Below are 24851 nucleotides of genomic sequence, written 5' to 3' on the forward strand. Positions count from 1 at the left end.
GCAGTCACGACGGAGGTAAGGCCGAATAATGTCCAACTTCCCGTTCCTCTCGGTGCTGACCGTGGCACCGCTGGTCGGCGCCCTGATCGTGGCGCTGCTGCCGCGCCGGTCGCCGGAACTGGCCAAGCAGGTGGCGTTCGGCTGGTCGCTGCTGGTGCTGGTGCTGTCGGTGATCATGTGGATCACCTTCCAGGCCGATGGTGACCGGTTCCAGTTCCGCGAGTCGTACGCGTGGATCCCGAACTGGGGCGTGAACTTCACCTTCGCGGCCGACGGCATCGCGCTGGTCATGCTGATGCTGATCGCGATCCTGGTGCCGCTGGTGATCCTGGCGTCCTGGCACGACGCCGAGTCGTCCAAGCGCTCCGTGCCGGTCTACTTCGCCCTGCTGCTCATCCTCGAGTGCACGATGATCGGCGTCTTCGCCGCCGCCGACGTCTTCCTGTTCTACGTGTTCTTCGAGGTCATGCTCGTGCCGATGTACTTCCTCATCGGCAGCTACGGCGGCCACCAGCGGCAGTACGCGGCGGTGAAGTTCTTTCTCTACTCGCTGGTCGGCGGCCTGTTCATGCTGGCCGCGGTGATCGGCCTCTGGGTGGTCGGCGGGAAGACCTTCGACTGGCAGGCGCTGAGCCAGGTGGACATCTCCACCGGCACCGGGCGCTGGCTCTTCCTCGGTTTCTTCCTCGCCTTCGCGATCAAGGCGCCGTTCTTCCCGTTCCACACCTGGCTGCCGGACGCCGGTGGCGCGGCCCCGGCCGGTGCCGCCGCGCTGCTGGTCGGCGTGCTGGACAAGGTCGGCACCTTCGGCATCCTGCGCTACTGCCTGCCGCTCTTCCCCGAGGCGTCGCGCTGGTTCGCCCCGTGGGCGCTGGCGCTGGGTCTGATCGGCATCATCTACGCCGCGCTGCTGGCGGTCGGCCAGAACGACCTCAAGCGGCTGGTGTCGTACACCTCGATCGCGCACTTCGGTTTCATCGGCGTCGGCATCTTCGCCTTCACCACCCAGGCCGGCACCGGTGCGGTGCTCTACATGCTCAACCACGGTCTCGCCACCGGCCTGCTCTTCCTGGTGGTGGGCATGCTGATCGCCCGCCGCGGCTCGGCCCTGATCAGCGACTTCGGCGGTGCCGGCAAGCTGGTCCCGCTGTTGGCCGGGGTGCTCTTCTTCGCCGGTCTGGCCTCGCTGGCCCTGCCCGGCACCGCGCCGTTCGTCTCCGAGTTCCTGGTGCTCATCGGCACCTTCACCACCAACAAGCCGGTCGCGGTGATCGCCACGCTCGGCATCATCCTGGCCGCGGCGTACGTGCTGTGGATGGTGCAGCGCACCACCCAGGGCACCCTCAACCCGGCCCTGACCGAGGTCGAGGGCATGCGCCGTGACCTCTCCCTGCGCGAGAAGGTCGTGGTCGCCCCGCTGATCGCACTGATCGTGCTGCTCGGCTTCTATCCCAAGCCGGTCACCGATGTCATCAACCCCGCCGTCCGCGCGACCATGCAGGACGTCGGTCGGACCGATCCCGCCCCGACGGTCGGCAGCGTCCAGGAGGCCGCAAAATGACCGAGCTGAAGTTGCCGTCGATCGACTACGCGGCGCTCGCTCCGATCCTGATCATGCTGGGTGCCGCCCTGGTCGGCGTCCTGGTCGAGGCGTTCGTGCCCCGGCGCCTGCGCAACGGGGTGCAGCTCGCGCTCGCCCTGGTGGCGGTGCTCGGCGCGCTGACCATGGTCATCCTCAACTCGGACGACCGGCTGATCACCGCGGGCCAGGCGCTCGCGGTGGACGGTCCGACGCTGTTCCTCCAGGGCGCGATCCTGATCCTCGCCGCGATGGCACTGCTGCTGATCGGTGAGCGCTCGGTCGAGCGCGGCGGGGCGTTCGTCGCGCACGCCGCGGTCACCGCCGAGTCGGCCGACGACCGGCGCCAGGCCGACGGCGTCGGCGGCACCACCGAGGTGTACCCGCTGGCCACCTTCGCGATCGGCGGCATGCTGATCTTCGTGGCGGCGAACGACCTGCTGACCATGTTCATCGCGCTCGAGGTCTTCTCGCTGCCGCTCTACCTGCTCTGCGCGCTGGCCCGCCGCCGGCGGCTGCTGAGCCAGGAGGCGGCGATGAAGTACTTCCTGCTCGGCGCGTACGCCTCGGCGTTCTTCCTCTTCGGTGTGGCGCTGATCTACGGCTTCACCTCCGGCATCCCGGGCCGGGTCGCCGGGGTCGACTTCGCCACGGTGCACGCCGCGGTCACCGACTCCCCGGCCAGCCCGGTGCTGCTCTTCGCCGGCATGGCGCTGCTCGCCATCGGCCTGCTCTTCAAGGCCGCCGCGGCGCCGTTCCACGTCTGGACGCCGGACGTCTACCAGGGCGCCCCGACGCCGGTCACCGGCTTCATGGCCGCCTGCACCAAGGTCGCCGCGTTCGGCGCGCTGCTGCGGGTCTTCCACGTCGCGTTCTCCGGGGCGGCCTGGGACTTCACCCCGGTCCTCGGCGCGGTGGCGGTGCTGACCATGCTGGTCGGCGCGGTGCTGGCGGTCACCCAGACCGACATCAAGCGGCTGCTGGCGTACTCGTCCATCGCGAACGCCGGCTACCTGCTGGTGGGCGTGCTGGCGCCGAGCAAGGACGGGCTCTCCGGCACGATGTTCTACCTGGTGGCGTACGGCTTCTCGGTGCTCGCCGCGTTCGCCGTGGTGACCCTGGTCCGGGACGCCGACGGCGAAGCCACCCACCTGTCCCGCTGGGCCGGGCTGGGCCGGCGGTCGCCGTTCTTCGCGGCGATCTTCACCTTCATCCTGCTCGCCTTCGCCGGTATCCCGCTGACCAGCGGCTTCACCAGCAAGTTCGCCGTCTTCGCCCCGGCGCTGGACGCCAACCAGGCCTGGCTGGTGATCGCCGGCGTGCTGACCAGCATGGTGCTGGCCTTCCCGTACCTGCGGGTCGTGGTGATGATGTGGCTCTCCGAGCCGGGCGACGCCACCCCGACGGTGACCGTGCCGGGCGCGCTCACCTCGGCGGCCCTGGTGATCGGCGTGCTGGCCACCCTGGTGCTGGGCGTCGCCCCGGCGCCGCTGCTCGACCTGGCCAACGGTGCCGCCGAATTCGTCAGATGACAGAGGTTCTCCCACCGGGGGCCGGTACGCAGTCGCGTACCGGCCCCCGGTCGGTATCCCCCTGTCCGGGGCAGGTCGAACGGGTGTGGCATGGTTGAAGACGTGGTGATTCCGGCTGGCGAGCGTTCAGGTGCCACCGGCTCCGGCGGTCGTCGGGGTCCGGAGGGTACGGGTCAGATCGGCGCGCTCGGCCTGCACCTCGCCGACCCCCGCGTCGAGGCTTCCGTGCTGGGCCTGCTGGACAACGTCGAGGGTGCGCTGCGGGCCAGCGTGGCCAGCGCCGACCCGCTCGTGACCGAGGCGGCCCGGCACCTGGTGGAGGCCGGCGGCAAGCGGTTCCGCCCGCTGCTGGTGGCGCTGGGCGCCCAGTTCGGCGACCCGACGGGCACGCAGGTCGTACCGGCCGCGGTGGTGATGGAGCTCACCCACCTGGCCACGCTGTACCACGACGACGTGATGGACGAGGCGGCCGTGCGTCGGGGTGCCCCGAGCGCCAACTCCCGCTGGACGAACTCGGTGGCCATCCTGGTCGGCGACTACCTCTTCGCCCGGGCCGCGGACATCGCGGCCGACCTGGGCCCGGAGGCGGTACGGCTGCAGGCGCGCACCTTCGCCCGGCTGGTCCACGGCCAGATCGCGGAGACCGTCGGCCCGCGCGGCGGCGAGGACCCGGTGGCTCACTACCTGCACGTCATCGCCGAGAAGACCGGTTCGCTGATCGCCACCTCGGCCCGCTTCGGTGGGATGTTCGGCGGGGCGTCGCCGGAGCACATCGAGGCCCTGGCCGGATACGGCGAGACGATCGGGGTGGCCTTCCAGCTCTCCGACGACCTGCTGGACATCGCCTCCGAGTCGAGGCAGTCCGGTAAGACGCCGGGCACCGACCTGCGTGAGGGCGTACCGACCCTGCCGGTGCTCTACGCGCTCGCCGCGGACGACTCGGACGCCGCCTCGGTGCGGCTGCGGGAGATCCTGGCCACCGGCCCGCTGGTCGACGACGTGCTGCACGCCGAGGCCCTCGGCCTGCTCCGCGAGTCCCCGGCGCTCAAGCGCGCGCGGGAGACCGTCCGCAGCTACGCCGAGGACGCGAGGACGCGGCTCGGCCCCCTGCCGCAGAGCCCCGCCCGCCGCGCCCTCGAATCCCTCTGCGACTACATCGCCGACCGCACCAGCTGACCCGCCCGGACCCCCGCCCCCAGGGTGAGGCGGCCGGGACCAGGGGTCAGGGGTGGGTGAGGAGGCGGCTGCCGGTGAGCATGAGGGTGGCGGCCACCAGCATCGACGCCGCCGCGACGCTCCACATGGTGGGGTAGCCGAGGTGGGCGGCGACGGTGCCGAGGCCGAGCGGGCCCAGGCAGCCGCCGGCGTACACGCCGGTCTGGGTGATCGAGGTGGCGGCGGCCGGGGCCTGCGGATGCAGCTTGACCACCGCGAAGTTCATCAGCCCTGGCCAGGCCCAGCCGAGGCCGAAGCCGAGCACCACGCCGGCGACCAGCGGCGCCGGGCCGGCCACGGCGAGCAGGCCCAGCCCGGCGGCCCCGACCACCAGCATCCCGGCGATCAGGGCGACGTGGCCGCGCTCCCGACGGTCGGCGAGCCAGCCGGCGCCGACCCGGGCGGCCACGCAGACCGCGCTGCCCAGGGTCAGGGTGAGGCCGGCCAGGCCGGGCGAGAGCCCGCGGTCGGCCGAGGAATCCACCACGAAGGTGCCCAGCGCGTTGGCCGCCGCCGCCGCGAGGGTCGCCGCCAGGCCGACCACCACGAGCGCCCACGTCGCCCGGCCCGCCCGCGCGGCGGCGGGCCGCGCGGGCCGGGGGCGCTCCTGCGGGGGTACGGCCGGCAGCGCGATCAGCGCGGCCCCGGCGGCCGCCACGAACGCCCAGCGCCAGCCGGCGGTCAGCGCGATGGTGGGCACCGCCGCGCCGGCCAGCAGCGTGGAAACCGGGATCGCGGCCTGCTTCACCCCGAACGACAGCCCCTGGCGGTGCGCGGGCACGTGCCGGGCCAGCGCGGCGTTGCTGGCGAGCTGGCCCAGCGCGTTCGCGGCGGCGCTGAGGCCGAGCAGCGCCACCAGCACCGGGTACGACCGGGCCAGCGCCGCCACGGCCAGTAGCGACCCGGCGGAGAGCAGGATCCCGGCGCGGGCCACCACGGCCGGGCCGTACCGCTCGACCAGTGCCCCGGAGGGAACCGAGGCGAGCGCGCTGATCCCGAAGTAGACCGAGACGGCCAGCCCCAGTCCGGCGGGGGAGAAGCCGAGGTCGTCGCCCATCTGCACGGCGAGCCCGCCGACCAGGAAGACGGGCAGCACGCAGGCGATCGTGGTGGCGGTGGCGCCCGCGCTGGCCCGGACGGTACGGCGGAACGTGGCCGGTGCGGGGTGGAGTGCGGTGTCGGTCATGGTCACGCAAACCTACGCCGACCACGTTTTGGCAGCGCATCGTGTCCGTCGGTGCACGGGCTGTGGCCGGTGATCTGGCATCCTCGATCCGAACAGGCATTTCGCACTCGGCCTGTTTTTCATATGGTGTAAGTCCCCGGCGGCGGAGGTGGTTGTGCGCGACCCCTTGGCGGAACCTTCGGACCTGATCCGGAGCGTGTCCCGCGCGCTTCGAGTGCTCGAGTCGGTCGGCCGTGCGCCCAAGGGCCTGACCGTGAAGCAGATCGCCCGCCGCTGCGAGCTGACCGTGGCCACCACCTACCACCTGGTCCGCACCCTGGCGTACGAGGGCTACGTGATCCGCCGGGAGGACGGGACGTACATCGTCGGGCTGGAGGTGGCCGACCGCTACCGGGAGCTGGTCACCGCGTTCCGCGGGCCGGTCGCGGTCGGCGAGTCGCTGCGCCGGGCGGCCGCCGACACCGGGTACAGCCACTTTCTCGGGCGCTTCGTGGGCGGGCAGGTGGCCATCACGGCGGTCGCCGAGGGTCCGCGCACGCCGTACCTGGAGGACCTGGTCCCGGGCTTCGACGAGGGCGCCCACGCCACCGCGCTCGGCAAGAGCCTGCTCGCCACCCTCACCGCCGAGCAGCGCTTCCGCTATCTGCGCGACTACGGCATGCGCCCGTTCACCAGCGCCACCCTGACCACCATCGAGAGCTTCGAGGCCGACCTGGCGGCCGGGGACCGCCGCGGCATGCAGCTGGAGCTGGGGCAGTTTCGGCAGGGCGTGGCCTGCGCCGCGGTGCTGGTCACTCCAGACAAGGACATCGAGCGCCGGGTGGTGCTGGCCTGCGCCCTGCCGGCCAGCGAGATGATGACCTCCGCCCGGGTGATCCGGGCCAAGCTGCTCACCGTCGCCCGGGCTGTCGCCGACGGCATCGCCGCCGACGCCTGACCCGCACGACAAAGGGCCCCCGCCGTGCCGGATCGCCCGCGCGTACCCGGCGGACGCTGCCAGGGCCCGGTGAGCTGGCGCCGGCCCGAGGGTGGACCGAACGTGAACACCTCCGGCGCGAGCTGCGGTGAACCGATCGGGGTCACCGCACGTATTCACGGGCGAACGCATCGCCGGACTCGCCGCCGGAATCGAGGTGACCGCCATCAGTGACCACGACGCCCAACTGCTGCGCGCCCTGCACGACGAGCACGCCGACGCGCTCTTCGCGCACGCTCTGCGGCTGGTCAACGGCGACCGGACCCGGGCGGAGGACCTGGTGCAGGAGACGCTGCTGCGGGCCTGGCGGCACCCGGAGTCGCTCGACCCCCGGCGTGGCTCGGTCCGGGCCTGGCTCTTCACCACCGCCCGGAACCTCGCGATCGACGCCTGGCGGCGCCGGTCCACCCGGGTGGGCGAGGTCTACACCGACGAGTTGCCCGAACCGCCCGAGACCGTCGACGAAGCGGAGCGCGCGGTGGAGGCCTGGACCGTGGCCGAGGCGCTGAACCGGCTCAGCCCGACCCACCGGGAGGTGCTGGTCGAGTGCTTCTACCAGGGGCGGTCGGTGGCCGAGGCCGCCGCCCGACTCGGCGTACCACCGGGCACGGTGAAGTCGCGGACGCACTACGCGCTGCGCTCACTACGGTTGGTGCTGGCCGAGATGGGGGTGACCGGATGACCCGCTGCGAGTTCGCGCACGACGACGGCGCGTACGTGCTGGGCGCCCTTGCCCCCGCGGACCGGGCCGCCTACGAGCGGCACCTGGCCGGCTGCGCGGCCTGCCGGGAGGCGGTCGCCGAGATCGCCGTGCTGCCCGGCCTGCTGGGCCGGCTCGACCCGGCCGGGCTGGAGCAGTTCCTGCCGTCCGCGTCGGAGACCTCCCGGGTGCCCGCGCTGCTCGACGCCGCGCGGGAGCGCCGGCGCCGCGAGCGGTTCCGGTCCGGCCGGCGGTACGCCCTGACCGCCCTGGCCGCCGCCGTGCTCGCCGTGCTGGCGGGCGTCGGGGTGACCCTGGTCCGCCCGGCCGACGATCCGCCGCCGCAGGTGCCGCTGGTGGCCATGCGCCCGGTCGCCGGCGCCGTCCCGGTGCACGCCGAGATCGGGCTGCACGGCACCGACTGGGGCACCGAGGTCACCATGCACTGCGGGTACGACCGGCGGGCCGGGCACCGCGAGGCGTACACCTTCCGGCTGGTGGCGCACGGCCCGGACGGCGCGACGGAGCAGGTGGGCTCCTGGCTGGCCGCCCCCGGCGACGACGTCAGATTCACCGGCGTCACCCACTTCACCAAGGGTGAACTAGTCCGCCTGGAACTCCTCCGCGCCGACGACACCCCCGTCCTCGCCTACGACACCCGCTAACCCCCCACCCCCACCCCCCACCCCCACCCCCCACCCCCACCCCCACCCCCACCCCCGCTTCCGCGATCTTGCAGTTGGTGCCCCGGCAAACCGGGCATTCCCCCCGTTCGACGGGCCCGAACTGCAAGATCGGCGGGCTCAGGGGGCGGTGGGGGTGGCGGTCTGGGGCTCGGTGCGGGTGCGGGTGCGGGTGCGGGTGTGGGATTGGTGGGCTTGGTGGAGGGCGTCGACGGTGAAGACGATCAGGGCGAGCCAGACCAGGGCGAAGCCGGCGAGACGGGCCGGGGGCATGGGCTCGTGGAAGATCAGCACCCCGCAGCCGAGCTGGAGGATCGGCGCGAGGTACTGGAGCATGCCCAGCCCGGACAGCGGCAGCCGGTTCGCCGCGCCGGCGAAGAGCAGCAGCGGGATTGCGGTGGCCGCTCCGGCCAGCACCAGCAGCACGGTGTGCCCCGTCGAGAGGTGCCCGAACGTCGACTCGCCACGCCAGCTGAGATACCCGAGGTACGCCAGCGCGGGCAGCGCCAGCACCGCCGACTCGACGAAGAGCCCCTCCGCGGCCGGCAGCCCGAGCCGCTTCTTGACAAACCCGTACCCGGCGAAGCTGAAGGCCAGGGTCAGCGCCAGGTAGGGCAGCCGGCCATAGTCGACGGTGAGCACGGCCACCGCGAGCGCGCCGACGCCCAGCGCGGCCCACTGGGCCGGACGCAGCCGCTCCCGCAGCACGAAGACCCCGAGCAGCACCACGACGAGCGGGTTGATGAAGTAGCCGAGGGCGGTCTCCACCACCCGGTCGGAGTTCACCCCGTAGATGTAGGTGCCCCAGTTGACCGCGATCAGCGCCGCGGCGGCGGCGATGCCGGCCAGGGCCCGGGGCCGGCGCAGCAGCGCCCGCAGGAAGCCGACGTTGCGCATGGCGGCGAGCAGCAGCGCCACGAAGGCCACCGACCAGACGATCCGGTGGGCGAGGATCTCCACCGGCCCGGCCGGGCGCAGCAGCTTCAGGTAGATCGGGAAGAAACCCCAGAGCAGGTACGCGCCGAGCCCGTACAGGTAGCCGAGGCGGATCGGATTCACGCCTCCACCGTAAGTGGCGAAGGGCCCTGCTGATCCTTTCCGGTGACCTGGGTCACCCGTTGGTCGAGCTGCATCCACCGACCCGGATCCACCGGGGCGAAGCCGACCCTGGCGTACACCCCGTGGGCGTCCGCGGTGGCCAGCACGATCCGGCGTACGCCCAGCTCGGCCAGGTGGTCGCGGACCGCGCCGGCCAGCCAGGTGCCGAGCCCGCGACCGCGCGCCGCAGGGTCGACGTAGACGTCGCAGAGCCAGGCGAAGGTGGCCCGGTCGGTGACCACCCGGGCCACCGCCACCTGCCGGCCGTCCCCCGGCCGGTAGATGCCGAACCCGATCGAGCCGGCGAAGGCGCGCACCACCGTCTCCCGGTCCCGCCCGAGCGCCCAGTACGCATCGGTGGAGAGCCACCGGTGCACGCGGTCGAGGTCGAGCCGGTCGGGGTCGGTGCTGAGCTGGTAGCCGTCGGCGCGGGTCAGGGTGAACACCCCGTCGACCCTAGCCGCGGGCCGACCCGGGCCCACCAGCCAATTCCCGCCCACTGGTCTGGCCGGTGGGCGGGAATCGGAGGCGTAGGACGGTCAGTCGCGGTCGAGGACGGCGCCGAGGATCCATGTGACGATGCCGACGAAGAGCGCGCCGAGCACCGCCCCCGGCCAGAAGTCGTCCACGTGGAACGGCAGGCCGGCCTGATCGGCGATCCAACTGGTGAGCAGGAAGAGCAGCCCGTTGACCACCAGCGCGATCAGGCCCAGGGTGAACAGGTAGAAGCCGCAGCCGACGGTCTTGATGATCGGCTGAAGCACCGCGTTGACCACGCCGAAGATCACCGCGACCAACACCAGCGTGGTCACCGTCTCGGTGACCGAGTCCGAGTCCAGCGTGATGCCCGGAATGAGCAGGGTGGCCAGCCAGAAGGCCACCGCCGTCGAGGCGAGCCGGATCAGAAGACCCTTCAGGAAATCCATGGCCGGGATCGTGCCACGGACCGTCCACCGGCGGAACCCGGAAGATCGGCGGATCCACGCCGGTGCCGGCCGGGCGGGCTCAGCGGCGCGCGGGCCGACCGACCAGTTGCGACTCGATCGGCGTCGGGGAGAGCAGCGCCCAGCGCAGGGCCCGCCGGTTGACCACCGCGACCATGTCGTCCCGGATCCGGGTCAGCCACTCCGCCGAGCCGCCCAGGCCCAGGGCGCTGCCGGCCAGGGCCGCCTCGCCCGGGTCCAGCGGTTGCAGGATCGCCAGATCGGCGCGGGCCAGCACGTCCACGTCCACCGGGGTGAGCTCGTCCCGCACCACCAGGGTGGACCGCCAGGCTCCGTCCGCCCCGGCGCCGTCCGGCGCCGCCCCGGTGTCGACCACGAGCAGCAGCGGCCGCATCGGTGACCCGGGTGCGCCGCCGACCGGCCGTCCGGGGGGGATCAGCGGGACCGCGCCGCCGGGCGTGCCGACGCCGCGGACGAAGGGCTCCCAGGTGCGCGGTCGGGTGGTCTGCACGGCCACCCGGGCGCCCAGGGCCAGCGCGCGCAGGACGAGCAGCTGCGCGGCCCGTACGCCGCCGACGAGCAGCAGTCGGGTCGGCTCGGGGCGGAACAGCCGGACGGTGACCGCCGCGCCGTGCCGGTTCGCGCCCACCATCAGCCCGGCCTCGCCGAGGGGCAGCTCCAGCGCGTCCAGCGCGGCCGGGGCCGCCCCGGCGATCGGGTCGCGGGCCGGCGCCGACGCCAGCGGCAGGGTGCCGGCCAGCCCGGCCAACTGCTCGCCGTCGAGCCGGCGGACCTCGCCGCCCAGGTCGGCCACCAGCCGGCGCAGCGCCCGGTCGGCCACCGCCAGCTCCGCGGCCGTCCCGGCGGTCAGCCGTACGGTCAGGTCCGCCGGCACCGGCGCGGCGTCGGCGGCAGGGCGCGGCCCGACGCAGAGCGCGACGGTGGTGGCGGTGGCCGGAAGCGCCAGCAGCCGGGGCACCAGCCGCCGCGCGGCGTCGGAGCGCGGATCCGGCCAGTGCCGCAGCCGGTACGCCACCTGGCGCAGCCCGCCGGCCGACACCGCCGGCCAGGACTCGCGGATCGGCGCGTCACTGTCGTGGTGGGCCAGCTCGGCGATCACCCGCAGCGCGGCCGGCGTACCCAGCGGGCGGCCGGTCAGCGGGCCGAGCCGGCGGATGATCCGCCGGACCGTGCCGGAGAGGGCGCGGCGCAGCTCCTCGTCCGACCAGCCGTCCGCGCGCAGCACCCGGACGGCGAGCACCGCCCGCTCCCGTCCCGCCAGCCGCCCGTCGGTGAGCTGGCGGTACGACGTGCCGGCGGTGCCCGCGCCGGTGCCCGGTGCCGGGGCGGGTGCCGCGGCGAGCAGCAACTGGATCCGGATCGGAGGGCTCTCCTTGCCCGAAGCCGGCAGCAGCGCCAGCGGCGGGGGCAGCATCCGCTGACCGTCGCCGAGCAGGTCGCCCGGATCACCGATCTCCAGCAGCGCGGTCAGCCCGTCGGCGTCGTCGATCACGGCGGCCGGACCACCGGCCAGCTCGGCCGCGCGCACGCCCGCGCCGGGGGCCACCAGCTCGATGAGCGCGGCCGGTCCGGCGGCCGGGGCGAGCGCCCGCCGCCGGGTGAGGTACGCCAGGCCGACGGCCAGCCATTCGAAGAGCCAGCGGCCGCGGAACCGCACCCAGGCGGCGGAGAGCAGCAGGGCGGCCAGCAGCAGGGCGGCGGCGGTCACCACCACGCCCCGGCCGACGGCGGCGACCAGGGCCGCAGCGGCGAGCTGGGTCGCCACCACCTGGCCGGCTCGCAGGCCCGCCGTCGCCCGACCCCCGACCGCCGTCCATCGTGGTGTTCGGGGTGGGCGGACCGCCGTCGGGACCGGGGCTGCGGTCCTGGTTGCCGTCACCACGCCTCCTCCGCCGATCCTCGGGTGACGATGGCGTGGCTCATCGTAAGGGTTCCCGGTGGCGGTCGTCGTCCACAGGGGATGCCGAGGGGGTAGCAGAACCGGACTCGGGCGGCTACCGTCAGCGACGAGTTCCGTCGAGCGCGCAGCCGATCCGCCCCACGACGCCGGCCCCGCGCCACGGATCGTCCACGATGGTCGCTTCCGCGACCAGCCACGACCGAGGAGGCGAGGTGACGTCCGGGGTGTCCCAGACCCAGGCAGAAGCCGCGGTGATGCAGCAGACCGCCGCGAAGTTCGAGCAGGTGGACCAGTCGTTGCAGGCCATGCTGAGTGGCCTGATGGCCGAGCTGGAGGTCTTGCAGCAGGCCTGGCGGGGCGCCGGCGGGCGTTCGTTCGAGCAGGTCAAGCAGCAGTGGTCGCAGGACCAGGCGGCGTTGCAGCGGGCCCTGCGGGAGACCGCCACCGCGATCCGCACCGCCGGCCAGCAGTACGACGTCTCGGACACCGAGGCCGCCAGCCGGGTGGCCGGCACCAATCGCGGCATCCAGTTGCCGCTCTGACCCACCCGGAAAGGGAGACCCGATGGACCACGGTGTGCTGGTCGTCAATTTCGCCGCGCTGCAGCAGGCGGGCGCGGACATCCAGAAGGCGCTGAACACGCTCGACAGCCAGCTCGGGCAGCTCGAACGCGACGCCGCCCCGCTGGTGGCGAGCTGGACCGGCGCGGCCCGCGAGGCGTACGAGCGGCGGCAGGCGCGCTGGCGGTCCGCCTCGCAGGACCTGCAGGTCATGCTGCGCGACATCAAGCTGGCGGTGGACGACTCCGCCGCCGACTACCTCGACACGGAGAAGCGCAACGTCAACCTGTTCCAGTGACGACGGCACGGCGGCGGTGTCGGGCGATTCATCCCGCCCGCGCCGCCGCCGTGCGTGTCTCCGTCCGGGTCTCCGCCGTCCGGTGCGCGGTCCGGGTCTCCGCCGTCCGGGGCACTGCCCCCTGTCCGCGTCCCCGTCGGCCGGAGCGCTGTGCGGTGGGTCAGGCCGGGCCGGCGGGGCGCCACCCACGGCGGGCTCCCCGGGGCAGCACCACGGCCAGCAGCACCACCAGCCCCGCCGTCGTCCCGGTCGCGCCGGCCACCAGCAGCGCCCGCTGCCGCGCCGCCGCCCGCCGGGCCCGCTGCGCTGCCGCCGCCGGATCGGCGCCCTCGATCGGCAGCGCCGCGGCCCGGCCGGTCCGGCCCGTCCCGACCCCCGGGGTCTCGGTCACCGCGCGGTAGGGATTCAGCACTCCGGCCCCGTAGCCGTCACCGCGCCCCGGAGCCGGGTCGGCGCCGCCGACGATCCGCCGGGCCACCTCGGTCGCCGTCAGCTCCGGGCGGTACTGCCGGAGCAGCGCCGCGGTGGCCGCCACGAACGGCGTCGCGTAGCTCGTCCCCTCGGCCCGGCGGTGTCCCTGCCCCGGGGCGGCCAGCAGCACGTCACCGCCGGGTGCCACCAGGTCGACGTACGGGCCGGTCTGGGAGAACGGCGACCGCAGGCCGTCCGCGCCGATCGCGCCCACCCCGAGCACCCCGTCGTACGCGGCCGGGTATGGGCAGGGGTCCCCGCTGTCGTGCAGGTTGCCTGCGGCGGCCACCACGACCACGTCCCGGCGCACCGCGTACGCGATCGCGGAGCGGACCGCGGCATTGTCCGCGTACAGCACGACGGAGAGGTTGAGCACCGTGGCGTGGTGGTCCACCGCCCAGCGGATCGCCCGGGCGAAGTCGGCCGGGCCGACCGTACGCCCCGACTCCCGGCCGTCCACCACCTGCTGCTCGCTGACTCGTACCGGCAGGATGCGGGCGTCCGGGGCCAGCCCGCGGAACGCGACGCCCGGGCGGGACGCGGCCGCGATGATGCTCGCCACGCCGGTGCCGTGGCCGGCGCAGTCCTGGGTGCCGTCCCCGCCGGGGTCGAGGAAGTCGGCGCCCTCGAGCACCCGCCGGGCCAGCTGCGGGTGCCGCCGGTCCACCCCCGAGTCGACCACCGCGACGACGACCCCGGCGCCGGTGGCGAGCGGGGCGAGCCGGTCCGGGGCGTACCGCTGCTGGGGCCACGGCTGTTCGGTCACCGGTCGGGCGGGCGCCGGCGGGGCGGAGCAGGCCGGGGCGGCCCGCGCGGAGGCCGGCGCGGCCAGCGGCAGGGCGGCGGTGAGGACCGCGGCCAGGGCGGCCAGGGCCGGGCGCGGTGTGGGCCGGGACATCGACCGCCTCCGTATCGTGGCGACTACGGAACGGGATGTTAGCGCCTCGGCCGCCGGGCCGATGGCCCCGCGACGGCCAGCCATTGTGATCTTGTTACCACCTTGTAGGTTGTACGCGATACCTATGGCCTGTTCGCGGGAGGAGAGGTGGCCGTGACCGGATGGGAACCGGCTACCGAGGCCGAGGTGGCGATGCGGGACGCGCTGCGCGCCCAGGACCAGGAGCTTTACTTCCGCATCCTGACCCGTGTCGACCTGCTACTGCCGGTCGCCGGGGAGGCGCTCGCCGGGCGGGGGCCGGTGGGGTGGGGGACGTGGAGCACCGGCGGGCGGACCCATGTCCTGGCATTCACGTCGGTCAGCGCGATGCGCGCCTGCCTGGGCGAGAACGCGGGCACCACCCGGCGGGTCCCGTACCCAGATCTCGCGGCGGACTGGCCCAACCACGAATGGTGGCTGGCGGTGAACCCGGGGCTGCCGATCGAGGGCTACCTACCCGCGTGGTTCGTCGCGCAGCTGTCCCGGGGGGACGTCCGGCTGCCCGGCCGGACCATGGGCGCCCGAGCCCGCCTCGATCGGGCCGAGACGGCCGCCCGCACCCGGGCCAGCGCCACCGTGCCGGGTCGGGACGCTCCCGTCTCCCCGGCCCCCGGCAGCCCGGTCTCCCCGGCCCCGCCGGTCTCCCCGGCCCCGGGCGCGCCCGTCTTCCCGGCCCCGGGCCCGGCCTTCGGTCAGGTCGCTCCGGCTCCGCCGGCCGCTTTGCCGGAGCCGTCGACCGTGCCGATCCCGAGCCCACCGCCGCGGCCCCCGAGCCCACCGCCCCAGCCCCCGACGCCGTCGGGGGTCGCGCCGCCGCCGGTTGCCCCGGCGCCCCGACCGCCGGAGGCGTCGAACACCCGAACGGCCCCGGGTCAGCTGACATCGTCCGGTTGGCCGCGGGAGAGCGGCGAAGCGCTGGGCCGATCCCGACCCGCGGCGCGAGCGCACAGCGGCGCGGAGAACCTCTCCGGCTGGCTCAACGATCTGCGCCACCGCCCCGATGACCAGGATCCGTTCAGCGCCGGCCCGGCACCCGACCCCGCCGGGGCGGCGGCCCCGAACGGTGCTGGCGACGCGGAGCACGGGGCCGCCCGGTCCTTCTTCGAGCCTGCCTCCGGCCGGGTGTCCCGACGGCCGTCGCCGCTGGACGCACCGCACCGCTCCGGCGACCGGCCCGCGCCGCCGTCCCGCCTCGGTCGCGGCGGCCAGCCGTTCCCGCGCCGCCGGCCGCTCAGCGAGCCGGTGCCGGAGGAGACGACCCCCGCGTTCCGGGTCGACCCGCCCGCCGAGCGGGCACCGACGCCTCCGCGCCCGCGTCCCGGGTCGTCCGGTGAGGAGCCGACCATGGCGTTCCGCCCGGTCGGGCCGGCCGCCGGCGAGGATGTCACCCAGGCCCTGCCTCGTCGCCACCCGACGCCCGCGGAGGCGGACGAGCAGACCCAGCCGATCGTCGCTGCCGCCGGGCCCGGCGTCTCGCCGCTTGTCGCACCAGCGGAGGCGCAGGAGCTGCCCCCGTCGATCGCGGAGCCGGTGTCGGGGCCTCCGGCGCCACGCCGGAGCTTCTCGCCGATCGTCATCGAGGGCACCGTCATCGAGTCGCGCGAGCTCACCGAGCCGGCGGACGACCGTCGCGCGGCGTGGGTCGATGACCGCCGCGCCCGGGCCGCCCCGACGGAGACCGGGCGACCGGAGCCGTCGGAGGGACCGACCGCCTGGGCCGGGGCGAATTCCGCCGAGGCGGACCGGTCGACCAGCCCGTGGGCCGGTCCGGCCGACCCCACGGAGTCGTTCGCCGCGGCGCCCCGCCCCGAGCCGGCCGCACCCCGCCCCGAGCCGGCCGCACCCCGCCCCGAGCCGGCCGCACCCCGCTCGGAGCCGGCCCCGCCGGCGGCCGGGGCGATCGCACCCGCCGTCGAGCCCACCACGCCGCCGGCCGAGCCCACCGCGCCGATGTTCCGGCCGGCCGGCCCGGCTGCTGAAGCGACGGCGCTGTTCGGCTCGGCCGAGCCGGGGGCATCGCTGTTCGAGCCGGTCGAGCCGACGGCGTCGCTGTTCGAGCCGTCCGAGCCGACGGCGTTGCTGTCTGAATCGACCACCCCTCCGGCCCCGCCGCCGGTCGAGGTGACCGCGCCGGGCCGGCCGCCGGCCGAGCCGGCCGAGCCGTTGTTCGCGCCGGCCACCCCGTGGGCCGAGCCGGTCGATCTGCTGTTCGCGCCGCGCACCACCGAGCCCGCCGAGCCGACCTCTCCGGCGGCGGGGGGCGTGCCGGCGACGGAGGTGGGTGCGGGCCCGACCTCGTCGCCGGCCGAGCCGATGGCTGCCGGCACGGGCACCGAGCTGGCCGGCATGCCGGGGCGGGTGGCACCGGCGGACGACTTCGTGCCGGCCAACGACGTCGAGGAGGACCTGCTCGCCGCCGCGGGCAGCGGCAGCACGGACACCTTCCTCTCCACCCTGCTGCTGGCCCGGGTGCTGCTGCCGAGCGCGCCCGACTCGGCGCCGGGCAGCCGGCCGGGGGAACCGGGCTTCGTCTGGCGGACCGAGGAACTGGCCGGCGAGACGTACGTGGTGGTCTACACCTCGCCGGAACGGCTCGCCGACCGGGCCGACGGTCCGGTCGAGACGGTCCGGGTCAAGTTCGTCCAGCTCATCCGCCGCTGGCCGGACGAGAGCTGGTCGTTCGCGGTCAACCCGGGCACCCCGGTCGGCGCGAAGTACCCGGGTGAGCAGGTCCTCGGGCTGGCCAACTGGGCCGCCGAGGTGGGTCTCGGCGATGAGCTGGAAAGCGAGCCGGAGCCGGCCCCGGCCGAGCCGGCGTCGGCGACCTCGACCCGGCACGTCCCGCCGGCGTCCGATCCGACCCGTCCGGTCATCATGCAGAAGGCGATCGCCGCGAGCCAGCTCGCCTACTACCTGGAGCGCGGCTACGACCGGGTCTCCGGCTTCGTGCACCGGGCCAACGAGCTGTCCCACCTGACCACGCCGGCCCAGTTGTACGACGCGTTGGGCCTGGGCCACCCGGACTCGCCGTTCTCCCGCGCTGCCGAGGAGATCTACGTGCTTCGCTGGCCGGCGTACCGGCCGAGCCTCTATCGCATCCCGTACGGCGGCCAGAACGAGGCCGCGATGCGCGCGATGGAGGGCTGGGTGATCGAACGTCCCCCGTTCCGTGGCAACGGGTTCGCCCCCGGGGAGAGCAGCGACGTGGTTGCCGAGTTCAAGGTGGACAGCGCCCGCCTGCCGCACGGCGCCCAGCTCTGGCGGATCGGCGCGGACGGCACCGAGCGGGTGGTCGCCGTGCTGGACGGGGACGCGCTGCTGTGGCGAGGGGTCGGTGAGCCGTGACCAGGGACGGTTACGTGGCCCGCTGGCAGGGCCGGGAATACCAGGCCAGCCCGGACGGCGACGACGTCCGGCTCTACCAGCCCGAGCCGGGCGAGGGCTTCGCGGAGGTACGCCCCGGCCGGTACGTCCGGGTGGTGCCGGCCACCGAGGTCGACGACCTGGTGTACGTCCGGACCACCTGCACCTGGCAGGGGCAGCCGTTCATCGTGTTGGCCGAGCACGACGGCTGGCTGCGGGTGGAGTACACCGGTGGGCGCTGGCCGGTCGCCCGGGCGATGCGGCTGGAGGCCTTCGACTTCGGCGTCTACCAGGGTTGGGCGCCGGCGAACGAGGTGGCCGACCTGCGCGAGCAGCGGGTCTGAGTCAGGACTTCGTCCAGCGCAGGATCTCCCCGAGCACCACGTCCTTCGCCTCCACGTGCGGGAAGTGGCCGACCCCGTCGAGCAGCCGCCACTCGTACGGGGCGGTGACGTACCGGCCGGAGCCCTGCGCGGTGCGTGGCAGGGAGGCGGTGTCCAGCGCGCCGTGCAGCTGTAGCGTCGGCGTGACCAGCGGCCGCTGCATCAGCCGGACGAAGCGGTAGCCGTGCAGCCGCAGCACCGAGCGGAACGCCCAGCGGTACCCCTCCAGCGCGCAGAAGGCGGCTTGGGGGATCTGCATCGCCTCGCGGCAGCACCGGGCGTACGCCTCGAAGTCCGGGCCGGCCGCCCAGCGCGGGCCGCCCCAGCGGCGCAGCATCGCCTCCACCTCGGCGGCGTCGTCCCTGGTGAGCACGTGTTCGTAGCGGGGCAGCTGGAACTTCAGTGTCGGGGTGGAGGCGGCGAACTGGCCGCGGGGGTCGGCGAAGATGGCGGCGCGCAGCCGGAGCGGGTGCGGGGCGCCGAGCACCACCAGCCGGCGGACCAGGGTGGGGTGGAACGAGGCGACGGTCCAGGCGATCAGGCCGCCGCCCCCGGTGCCCACCAGGGTCGCCGACCGTTCGCCGAGCGCCCGGATCAGCCCGGCCACGTCGGCGGCGAGGGTGTAGCCGTCGTACCCCCGGGGTGGCTTGTCGCTCGCGCCGTAGCCGCGCAGATCGACGGCGACCGCCCGGAAGCCCGCATCGGCGACCGCCGGCAGCATCTCCTTCCAGGCCAGCCAGTATTCGGGGAAACCGTGCAGGAAGAGGACCATCGGGCCGGTGCCGGCCTCGACGACGTGGAAGCGGGTGCCGTTGGCGCCGACGAACCGGTGCGTCCACGGCCCCTCGGGCAGGACGCAGGACTCATCGACGGGTCCGCCGCGCTGCTCGGTCATGGGGCACAGCCTAGGCCCGGGCGTCGTGATCGCCGGCCGGGGCCGCCGGGCGACGGCCGGTCTCAGTCCGTGACGATCCGCATCGGTGTGCCGGGGCCACAGTCGAACGACGAGGTGGGCGGCGCGACCCGCAGCGTCACGAAGCTGCCCACCCGCAGCTCACCGGCCTCGGGACCGTGGAGCGCGTACTCGCGCCCGTTCTCGTCCACCAGGCCGTAGCAGGGGCCGGTGCCACCGCGGGTGATCCGGCCGGCGATCAGGTCGGTCGGGCGGTTGTCGGTCGGCTTTCGCGGCGGCCCGGCGGGCCGGCCCAGGGCCGGCGGCACGGTGGCGGAGATCGTAGCGGGCCGCCCGGCGGGCGCCACCGGCGTGGCGGCGGGCGTACCGGCGGGCGTGGCGGTGAGCGGGTCGGGCGACGGGGCCGCAGTGTCGGACGTGGGCGGCGGCGTCTTCTCGTCGGACACGGGGCCTCCGATCCCGGCACAGCCGGTGAGGGGAATCAGCAGCGCCAGCGCGATGGCGACGGGCGGCCGGGCGCTACGGGGGGTCACTCGGATCAGACGCGCCGACGGCGGCCCGGGTTCCGCTGCCAGCGGGCTCGGCCGGCCGAGGGCCGGCCGACAGCGGCCCCCGCCGGCACGGGCGATGCCCGGGCGGGTGACCCGCCCGGGCATCGTGGTGCAGCGGGAACCTCGATCAGGAGATGCGGATCCGCATCGAGGTGCCGTTCTGCTGGAGAACCCGGATCTTGACTCCGTTGTTCGGGACCTTGACGCCGTGGTTCGGCAGCTCCGGGTACCAGTACTGCTTGCTGTCGTCGAACAGCGGGGCAGCGGCCTGGCCACGGATGTACTGCGGCTGGCTGTTCACGTGGAGGGTGAACGAGTCGGCCTTCTTGAGGCTGAACGGCGCGTCGTAGATCTGGACGCGGGCCCGCCACGGGTTGCCGGTCAGGTTGTACAGCGGCTTCGGGCGGGAGTCGATGTTCAGGTTCCGCCCCTCACCCGGGTGACCGCCGGGGTTGAACTTCTTGTCGTACGGCATGGTGTTGTTGTCCGCGTACCGGAGATTCCAGTACGTGATCAGCAGACCGGTCTGGTACGCGTAGTGGTCCACGTAGTCCGGCCGGGTGTCGGCGTAGCCGAAGAAGTACGGGCCGGTCTTCAGGTACTGGTCGTACGAGACGTACGACCGGTTGCCCGCGATGTAGTAGTTGTCGAAGTCCCGGGTGTAGGTCTCCTCGACGAGGCTGAAGCCGTTGAGAGCCCAGTCGCCCGGGCCGGCCTCGGCGCCGTCGGAGAGGACGGTCTGCCCGTCGGCCGTCACGGTGATGGCGTCCCCGTAGAAGCCGCCGGCGGAGAGGCCCCCGTCGGTCGAGTACCGGAAGCGGAACTGCACGACCTTGCCGACCGCGACGTCCATCGGCACGGTGAGGTCGACCCAGTCGCTCTCGTCGTCGTCGTTGGTGTCGCTGTTCCCGGTGAGGGCGTTGCGGCCCTTGCTGTCGGTGACCGGCGTGCCGTTGATCAGGAACGGCAGCGGCTTGAAGGTCTTGCCGCCGTCCAACGAGGCCTCGAAGTACATGTAGTCGTAGTTGGCCTCGATGGTGTAGCGGGCCTTCATCGACAGCGACGCGGTCGACTTCCCGGTGAAGTCCAGCGTCCGGGTCATCATGCTGTTGAGGTTGTCGTCGTTGCCCGAGAAGAACTGCTTGCTGCCCTCGAACGGCTTGCCGTTGTCGAAGGCGTAGGTCCGCTTCGGCAGCACCACGACCGCGGCCTGCGCCTTCTTGGAGTTGTACTCCTCCGGGCCCAGGTCGATGGTCTGCGGGTCCTGCTTGGCCGGGACCACGGTCTCGTAGTCCAGCCAGCCGAGCTGCAGCTTGTTCCACGCGCCGAGGTCGGCGCCGCGGGTGCCGATGCCCTGGTCGTTCCTGGCGCTGACCCGGCTCTGGGCCATCAAGCTCCAGTGCTCGACGCTGTTGTCGCCGCTGGCGCCGGTGTTGTAGTCGTCCGGCAGGCCAAGGTCGTGGCCGTACTCGTGGTAGAAGACGCTGCGGCCACCGTTCTCCGGCTGGACGGTGTAGTCACCGATCCAGATGCCGGTGTCGCCGATCTCCGTGCCGCCGAGCTTCGCCTGGTCCGGGCCGGTCTCGCCGACGTCGCTGCCGAACGCGTACCACCGGTGGCTCCAGATCGCGTCCTCACCCTGCTGCGGGTCGCCGTCGGCCTGGTCGCCGCCGGCGTGCACGATCTGGAAGTGGTCGATGTAGCCGTCCGGCTCGTTGAAGTTGCCGTCGCCGTCGACGTCGTAGCGGTCCCACTGGTCGAAGGACTGCATGTCGGCCCTGATCTGGGCGGCGGTGCGGCCCTGCTTCTGCTGGTCGGCGACCCACTGGTTGGCCGCGTCCCGCACCAGGTCCCAGGTGTTCGGGCAGGTGCTGTCCTGGCAGACCGCCGGGTCGTCGTTCGGGTTCGGCGGGTCGGTCGGGTCGCGGTCCGGCTCCGGGTCGTTGGACCGGCCGTACCGGGCCTCGTTGTACCTGACCTTGACCCAGTCGGTGACCTCACCGTCCACCGTGTACCGGCCGGAGGACTGCGCCTCGTAGTACTGCTTGAGCGACTCGTCGCCCTGCTTCGTGCCGAAGTAGAGCTGCCGGAAGTGCTCCGGGGCGTGGTCCGGCTGCCAGACAGTGGAGTTGTCCAGCGCCCGGTTCGGGGCGGGGATCCGGTTGTGCAGCGGACCTTCGAACCGGTTCGGCCCCGGGGTATCGGGGTCGATGTCCTTGTCCGGGTAGTCCGGGTGCCGCTCGTTGCCGAACTCGGCCAGGATCACGAAGATCCGGTCGGACTGCTTGCGCTTCAGCTCGACGTACTGATCGGTGTGGGTGTTGGCGGCTCGCGTGCGGCGGGCGTCCGCGCTGACCGCGCCGGCGGCGCCGAAGGCGCTGCGGCCGACCTTGACGACGGTGCTGCCATTGATTTCCTGCGGCTTCGCCCGCCCGGAGAGGACCTCGCTGAGGCCCTCCTGGCGCAGCGCGCGCCGCTTCTCCTCGAGCGGGTTGGGCAGATCATGGTCGACCTGGGCGGGCTCGGTGACCGACGGTGCGGACGTCGGTGACTTCGGCTGCAGCGTGGCGCTGGCGGCCGTGCCCGCCACCAGACCCGTCGCCGTCAGCGCCAACCCGAGCAGACCCACTGCGACTTTGCGCACGTGGTACCTCCGGTGTGAGGGAACCGGCCCAACGGGGGTACGGGCCGGTGAAGTGGTCCCGCGAGTGGGACCAATGGTGAAGATAGACATTCCCGTGACGGGAGGGAAGAGAGCCCCGTCGATCTGTAGCAATTTGTTCTTGGGAAACGCTCTTCACTGTCACAGTCCGTCCGGCCATTCTGGCCCGATGAGCAGGATGAATGGCGCAACCACCGGACACCGTGACGGAACCCGCTCAGCGGGCATACGGAAGGGGCCGGTGGCGTCGCCGCCACCGGCCCCTTCGGACGTGCTACCTGATCAGTTGGTGACCTTCACGACCATGTCGCTGATCGGGGTGGTGCCTGCCGCAGGATCTACCGGCTCACCCGCCGGCCGGCGGGTTCACCACGCTGACGGTCAGGATGTTGCCGGACTGCGCGGTCACCGTGGCCGTCACACCGTGGCCGGCCACCTTGACACTGCTCTGCGCATTGGCAGTGCTGTAGTACGCCGCCGGGTTGCTGTCGTCGAACGTCGGGATACCGGCGTTGGCCGGAGCACATGCCGCCAGGGTCTGGACGGTCTGCGACTTCCCGCTGCCCGCCAGCACCTCCTTGTGCAGACACATCTCCGGTACCGACTGGATCCCGAAGGTCGCGTCGAACGGCTGGCGACGGTTGCTCGGCCGGGTGCCGTCGGGGTAGGTGAACGGCGCGGGCCGGGCGTCCACCGGAAGCGCGGCACCGGTTCCCGGGTGCTCCGAGGTGTTGTTGTCCTCGACCGTGTGGTCGACGTACCAGACCAGCAGGCCGGGCCGGAACGAGAAGAACTCGACCTTGTCCGGCGCGGTGTAGGCGTAGCTGAACTGGTAGGGGCCGGTGCGCAGGGTGTCGTCGTAACCGACGTACTGCCGGTTCTCCAGCAGGTAGTACCGGTCGGCCGTGGTCGACACCGTGCCCGTGGCGCGCTGCCACAGGCCCGTCGCGGTCCACCCACCGGTCTGCTCGACGTCGTCGGTGAACAGCGTCGTGCCGCCGGCCTTGGCGACGATGTCGTCGAGGAACGCGCCGGCGAAGTGGACGCCGCCGTCCGTCTGGTACCGGAACCGGAACTGCGTGGGCGCGCCGTTGGCGTCGTAGGAGAAGCGCAGCGTGGTCCAGCGTCCGCTGGACGACCCGGTGACCGGCTGGCCGGTGCGGGTCCAGGTCGTGCCGCCGTCCGTCGAGTACTCGCCGTACAGGTAGTCGTAGCCGGACTCGATGTCGTACCACGCCTTCGCGGTCACGGTGACCCGGGACGCGGCCGGTACGGCGCGCGAGAGCGACTCGTTCAAGTGGTCGGCGCTCCCCGTCCACCAGGCGTACTGCCCCGAAGCGGGCGTCGTGTACGTCTTCGACGTGGTCGCGGACGGCAGGTTGACCTTGATCGCCTGCGCGTTGGCGGCGTTGGCGTCCTGGGCCGGGTCGAGCTGGACGGTGCCGCTCTGGCCGAGGTTGACGTCGCGGTAGTCGAGCCAGCCGAGGAACAGCTTCTCCTCCGGGCCCATCAGCCCGGGGGTCGTGCCGATGCCCTCGTTCGCCTCGGCGCCGTGGCCGAGCCACGAGCCGGAGCTCATCAGCGTCCAGAAGGCGGTGCCGTTCTCGCCTCCGGCGGTGTCGTAGTAGTCCGGCAGTCCGAGGTCGTGGCCGAACTCGTGGGCGAAGACGCCGAGGCCGCCGTTCTCCGGCTCGGTGGTGTAGTCGCCGAGCCAGTACTTCGAGTTGCCGATCCGGGCGCCGCCGGACAGGTTCTGCTGGTCACCGAAGGTCGGGCCGGTCAGGCCGTAGTCGCCCTGGTTGACGTACCAGCGGTGCGACCAGATGGCGTCGGCGCCCTGCGCGCCGCCGCCGGCGTCCTCGCCTTGACCGGCGTGGACCGCCTGGAAGTGGTCGATGTACCCGTCCGACTCGTCGTAGTTGCCGTCGTTGTCGAAGTCGTAACGGTCCCAGACGTCGAACTGCGCCAGGTACGAGTCGATCTCGGCCGCGGTCATGGTCTTGAGCGCGTTCTGGTACCAGGCGTTGCCGCTGTCCTGGATGAACGCCCACGAGCCGCCGTTGTCCTCGACAGCGTTGTCGCCGTAGTAGGACGCGTTGTAGGGGACCTGGACCCAGTCGCTGACGGTGTTCGTCACCGAGTACTTGCCGGAGGAGAGATCCTCGTAGTAGCTCTTCATCGACTCGCCCGAGCCGTTGAAGAGTTCCTCGTAATGGGCGGTGTTGTAGTCGGCGGCCCAGGTGGTGGAGTTGTCCACCGAGCGGTCGGGCTGGGGGATCTCGTTGTGCAGGGGACCGGGAGCGGTGCCGTAGCGGCCCACGCTCTGCGTCCCGAACTCGGCGAGAATGGTGAAGATCTTGTCGGTCTTCTCGAACGCGACCTCAACGACGTTGTTCGTCTCGGCGTCGACCGTGACGTTGCCGTGCTGGTCGATCTCCGCCTCGCCGTTCGCGACCTTCGCGAGCGCGGCCTTACGCTTCTCGATCCACTGCTTCGTGAGCGGGCCCGGGCGGTTGTCCTGCCGGTGGGCAGCGGCGCTTGCCGGGGGCTGGGTAGCGCCGTCGTTCGGGACAGGCGCCGCAGCGGCCGGCAACTGCAAAGCAGCGACTGCCAACGCCACACCGGCCGCCCCGACGACAGCGGAGCTGCCCGCCGTGACTCGTCTCCTCAAAGGTCCTCCTCCTTTGTGGATCTGTTACATGACAGAGGCAGCCAAGGCCATCACTGTCATGTCATGCGTCACTCACAATGACACGGGTTTGCATCGTTGTCACGGGGCAATTACTCAGGGGGTGCCCATCTTTTGCGGGCAAATCCGCATCAAAGGGCGGACGGATTTGGCCGGCATCCACATTACGTTTCGGCCACGATCACGTAGC

Annotated in this window: 19 protein-coding genes and 1 pseudogene; 10 read left to right on the forward strand and 10 right to left on the reverse strand. The window is 73.1% G+C overall.

The window, feature by feature from the left end; translation table 11 throughout:
- Window positions 1-28 precede the first annotated feature (28 nt).
- The 3 genes from I8N68_RS06430 (at window position 29) to I8N68_RS06440 (ending at window position 4287) form a co-directional block, all read left to right on the forward strand.
- Window positions 29-1561, forward strand: coding sequence for an NADH-quinone oxidoreductase subunit M (locus tag I8N68_RS06430; protein WP_200208903.1), 1533 nt, complete (start codon window positions 29-31; stop codon window positions 1559-1561).
- Entirely contained in the window at window positions 1558-3111 is a 1554-nt protein-coding gene (nuoN, locus tag I8N68_RS06435; RefSeq protein ID WP_200208904.1) for an NADH-quinone oxidoreductase subunit NuoN, read from the forward strand. The genes I8N68_RS06430 and nuoN overlap by 4 nt, the downstream gene beginning before the upstream one ends.
- Before the next feature lie 90 nt (window positions 3112-3201).
- Entirely contained in the window at window positions 3202-4287 is a 1086-nt protein-coding gene (locus I8N68_RS06440; RefSeq protein ID WP_200208905.1) for a polyprenyl synthetase family protein, read from the forward strand.
- A gap of 46 nt (window positions 4288-4333) precedes the next feature.
- Here I8N68_RS06440 and I8N68_RS06445 read toward each other — a convergent pair whose 3' ends face one another.
- Entirely contained in the window at window positions 4334-5512 is a 1179-nt protein-coding gene (locus I8N68_RS06445) for an MFS transporter (protein ID WP_200208906.1), read from the reverse strand.
- Window positions 5513-5666: 154 nt separating this feature from the next.
- On the opposite strand from I8N68_RS06445, the gene I8N68_RS06450 reads away from it, so the two are divergent.
- The 3 genes from I8N68_RS06450 (at window position 5667) to I8N68_RS06460 (ending at window position 7853) form a co-directional block, all read left to right on the forward strand.
- Window positions 5667-6449 carry an IclR family transcriptional regulator gene (locus tag I8N68_RS06450; protein ID WP_200208907.1) on the forward strand — a complete coding sequence of 261 codons (783 nt, stop codon included), beginning with the start codon at window positions 5667-5669 and terminating at the stop codon, window positions 6447-6449.
- Between the two features lie 226 nt (window positions 6450-6675).
- Window positions 6676-7170 carry a sigma-70 family RNA polymerase sigma factor gene (locus I8N68_RS06455; protein WP_130340273.1) on the forward strand — a complete coding sequence of 165 codons (495 nt, stop codon included), beginning with the start codon at window positions 6676-6678 and terminating at the stop codon, window positions 7168-7170.
- Window positions 7167-7853: an anti-sigma factor family protein gene (locus I8N68_RS06460; protein WP_200208908.1), complete on the forward strand. Its 687-nt coding sequence runs from the start codon at window positions 7167-7169 to the stop codon at window positions 7851-7853. The genes I8N68_RS06455 and I8N68_RS06460 overlap by 4 nt, the downstream gene beginning before the upstream one ends.
- A 138-nt stretch (window positions 7854-7991) precedes the next feature.
- Here I8N68_RS06460 and rarD read toward each other — a convergent pair whose 3' ends face one another.
- The 4 genes and pseudogenes from rarD to eccE form a co-directional block, all read right to left on the reverse strand.
- Window positions 7992-8930, reverse strand: a complete 939-nt coding sequence (gene rarD / locus I8N68_RS06465; RefSeq protein ID WP_200208909.1) for an EamA family transporter RarD — start codon at window positions 8928-8930, stop codon at window positions 7992-7994.
- Window positions 8927-9415: a GNAT family N-acetyltransferase gene (locus I8N68_RS06470; RefSeq protein WP_200208910.1), complete on the reverse strand. Its 489-nt coding sequence runs from the start codon at window positions 9413-9415 to the stop codon at window positions 8927-8929. Before I8N68_RS06470 ends, rarD begins: the two co-directional genes overlap by 4 nt.
- 93 nt (window positions 9416-9508) lie before the next feature.
- The gene (locus I8N68_RS06475) at window positions 9509-9895 is read right to left on the reverse strand and encodes a phage holin family protein (RefSeq protein WP_200208911.1); all 387 of its coding nucleotides are present in this window, start codon (window positions 9893-9895) and stop codon (window positions 9509-9511) included.
- 79 nt (window positions 9896-9974) lie between these two features.
- A pseudogene (gene eccE / locus I8N68_RS06480) lies at window positions 9975-11853 on the reverse strand (type VII secretion protein EccE); the annotation flags it as partial.
- A 205-nt stretch (window positions 11854-12058) separates the two neighbouring features.
- On the opposite strand from eccE, the gene I8N68_RS06485 reads away from it, so the two are divergent.
- A complete protein-coding gene (locus tag I8N68_RS06485; protein ID WP_200208965.1) occupies window positions 12059-12376 on the forward strand; it encodes a WXG100 family type VII secretion target in 318 nt (105 codons plus the stop codon).
- A 22-nt stretch (window positions 12377-12398) separates the two neighbouring features.
- Window positions 12399-12692 (forward strand): WXG100 family type VII secretion target, encoded by a 294-nt coding sequence (locus I8N68_RS06490; protein WP_200208912.1) that lies wholly within the window; start codon window positions 12399-12401, stop codon window positions 12690-12692.
- Window positions 12693-12852: 160 nt separating this feature from the next.
- Here the strand turns inward: I8N68_RS06490 and mycP are convergent, their stop codons facing one another.
- On the reverse strand, window positions 12853-14061 hold the full coding sequence (gene mycP / locus I8N68_RS06495) for a type VII secretion-associated serine protease mycosin (protein WP_200208913.1): 1209 nt from the start codon (window positions 14059-14061) through the stop codon (window positions 12853-12855).
- 153 nt (window positions 14062-14214) lie between these two features.
- Here mycP and I8N68_RS06500 point away from each other — a divergent pair, with 153 nt between their 5' ends.
- Window positions 14215-17445 carry an SseB family protein gene (locus I8N68_RS06500; protein ID WP_307812647.1) on the forward strand — a complete coding sequence of 1077 codons (3231 nt, stop codon included), beginning with the start codon at window positions 14215-14217 and terminating at the stop codon, window positions 17443-17445.
- Window positions 17442-17807: a UCP033725 family protein gene (locus I8N68_RS06505; protein WP_200208914.1), complete on the forward strand. Its 366-nt coding sequence runs from the start codon at window positions 17442-17444 to the stop codon at window positions 17805-17807. Before I8N68_RS06500 ends, I8N68_RS06505 begins: the two co-directional genes overlap by 4 nt.
- A 1-nt stretch (window position 17808) precedes the next feature.
- Here the strand turns inward: I8N68_RS06505 and I8N68_RS06510 are convergent, their stop codons facing one another.
- From I8N68_RS06510 to I8N68_RS06525, 4 genes are all read right to left on the reverse strand, one after another.
- Window positions 17809-18741 carry an alpha/beta fold hydrolase gene (locus tag I8N68_RS06510; RefSeq protein WP_200208915.1) on the reverse strand — a complete coding sequence of 311 codons (933 nt, stop codon included), beginning with the start codon at window positions 18739-18741 and terminating at the stop codon, window positions 17809-17811.
- A gap of 62 nt (window positions 18742-18803) precedes the next feature.
- On the reverse strand, window positions 18804-19205 hold the full coding sequence (locus I8N68_RS06515; protein WP_234038832.1) for a hypothetical protein: 402 nt from the start codon (window positions 19203-19205) through the stop codon (window positions 18804-18806).
- Between the two features lie 232 nt (window positions 19206-19437).
- Window positions 19438-21939 carry an immune inhibitor A domain-containing protein gene (locus I8N68_RS06520; protein WP_200208968.1) on the reverse strand — a complete coding sequence of 834 codons (2502 nt, stop codon included), beginning with the start codon at window positions 21937-21939 and terminating at the stop codon, window positions 19438-19440.
- A gap of 379 nt (window positions 21940-22318) precedes the next feature.
- Entirely contained in the window at window positions 22319-24643 is a 2325-nt protein-coding gene (locus I8N68_RS06525; RefSeq protein WP_200208916.1) for an immune inhibitor A domain-containing protein, read from the reverse strand.
- Window positions 24644-24851: the final 208 nt, after the last annotated feature.

Source organism: Micromonospora coerulea (assembly GCF_016598485.1).
Classification (GTDB): domain Bacteria; phylum Actinomycetota; class Actinomycetes; order Mycobacteriales; family Micromonosporaceae; genus Micromonospora; species Micromonospora coerulea.

What these genes read in the sequence shown, in the direction of transcription:
- I8N68_RS06430 (WP_200208903.1), top strand. Translation starts at nt 29, where the DNA reads ATGTCCAACTTCCCGTTCCTCTCGGTGCTGACCGTGGCACCGCTGGTC.
- nuoN (WP_200208904.1), top strand. Translation starts at nt 1,558, where the DNA reads ATGACCGAGCTGAAGTTGCCGTCGATCGACTACGCGGCGCTCGCTCCG.
- I8N68_RS06440 (WP_200208905.1), top strand. Translation starts at nt 3,202, where the DNA reads ATGGTTGAAGACGTGGTGATTCCGGCTGGCGAGCGTTCAGGTGCCACC.
- I8N68_RS06445 (WP_200208906.1), bottom strand. Translation starts at nt 5,512, where the DNA reads ATGACCGACACCGCACTCCACCCCGCACCGGCCACGTTCCGCCGTACC.
- I8N68_RS06460 (WP_200208908.1), top strand. Translation starts at nt 7,167, where the DNA reads ATGACCCGCTGCGAGTTCGCGCACGACGACGGCGCGTACGTGCTGGGC.
- I8N68_RS06475 (WP_200208911.1), bottom strand. Translation starts at nt 9,895, where the DNA reads ATGGATTTCCTGAAGGGTCTTCTGATCCGGCTCGCCTCGACGGCGGTG.
- I8N68_RS06490 (WP_200208912.1), top strand. Translation starts at nt 12,399, where the DNA reads ATGGACCACGGTGTGCTGGTCGTCAATTTCGCCGCGCTGCAGCAGGCG.
- mycP (WP_200208913.1), bottom strand. Translation starts at nt 14,061, where the DNA reads ATGTCCCGGCCCACACCGCGCCCGGCCCTGGCCGCCCTGGCCGCGGTC.
- I8N68_RS06510 (WP_200208915.1), bottom strand. Translation starts at nt 18,741, where the DNA reads ATGACCGAGCAGCGCGGCGGACCCGTCGATGAGTCCTGCGTCCTGCCC.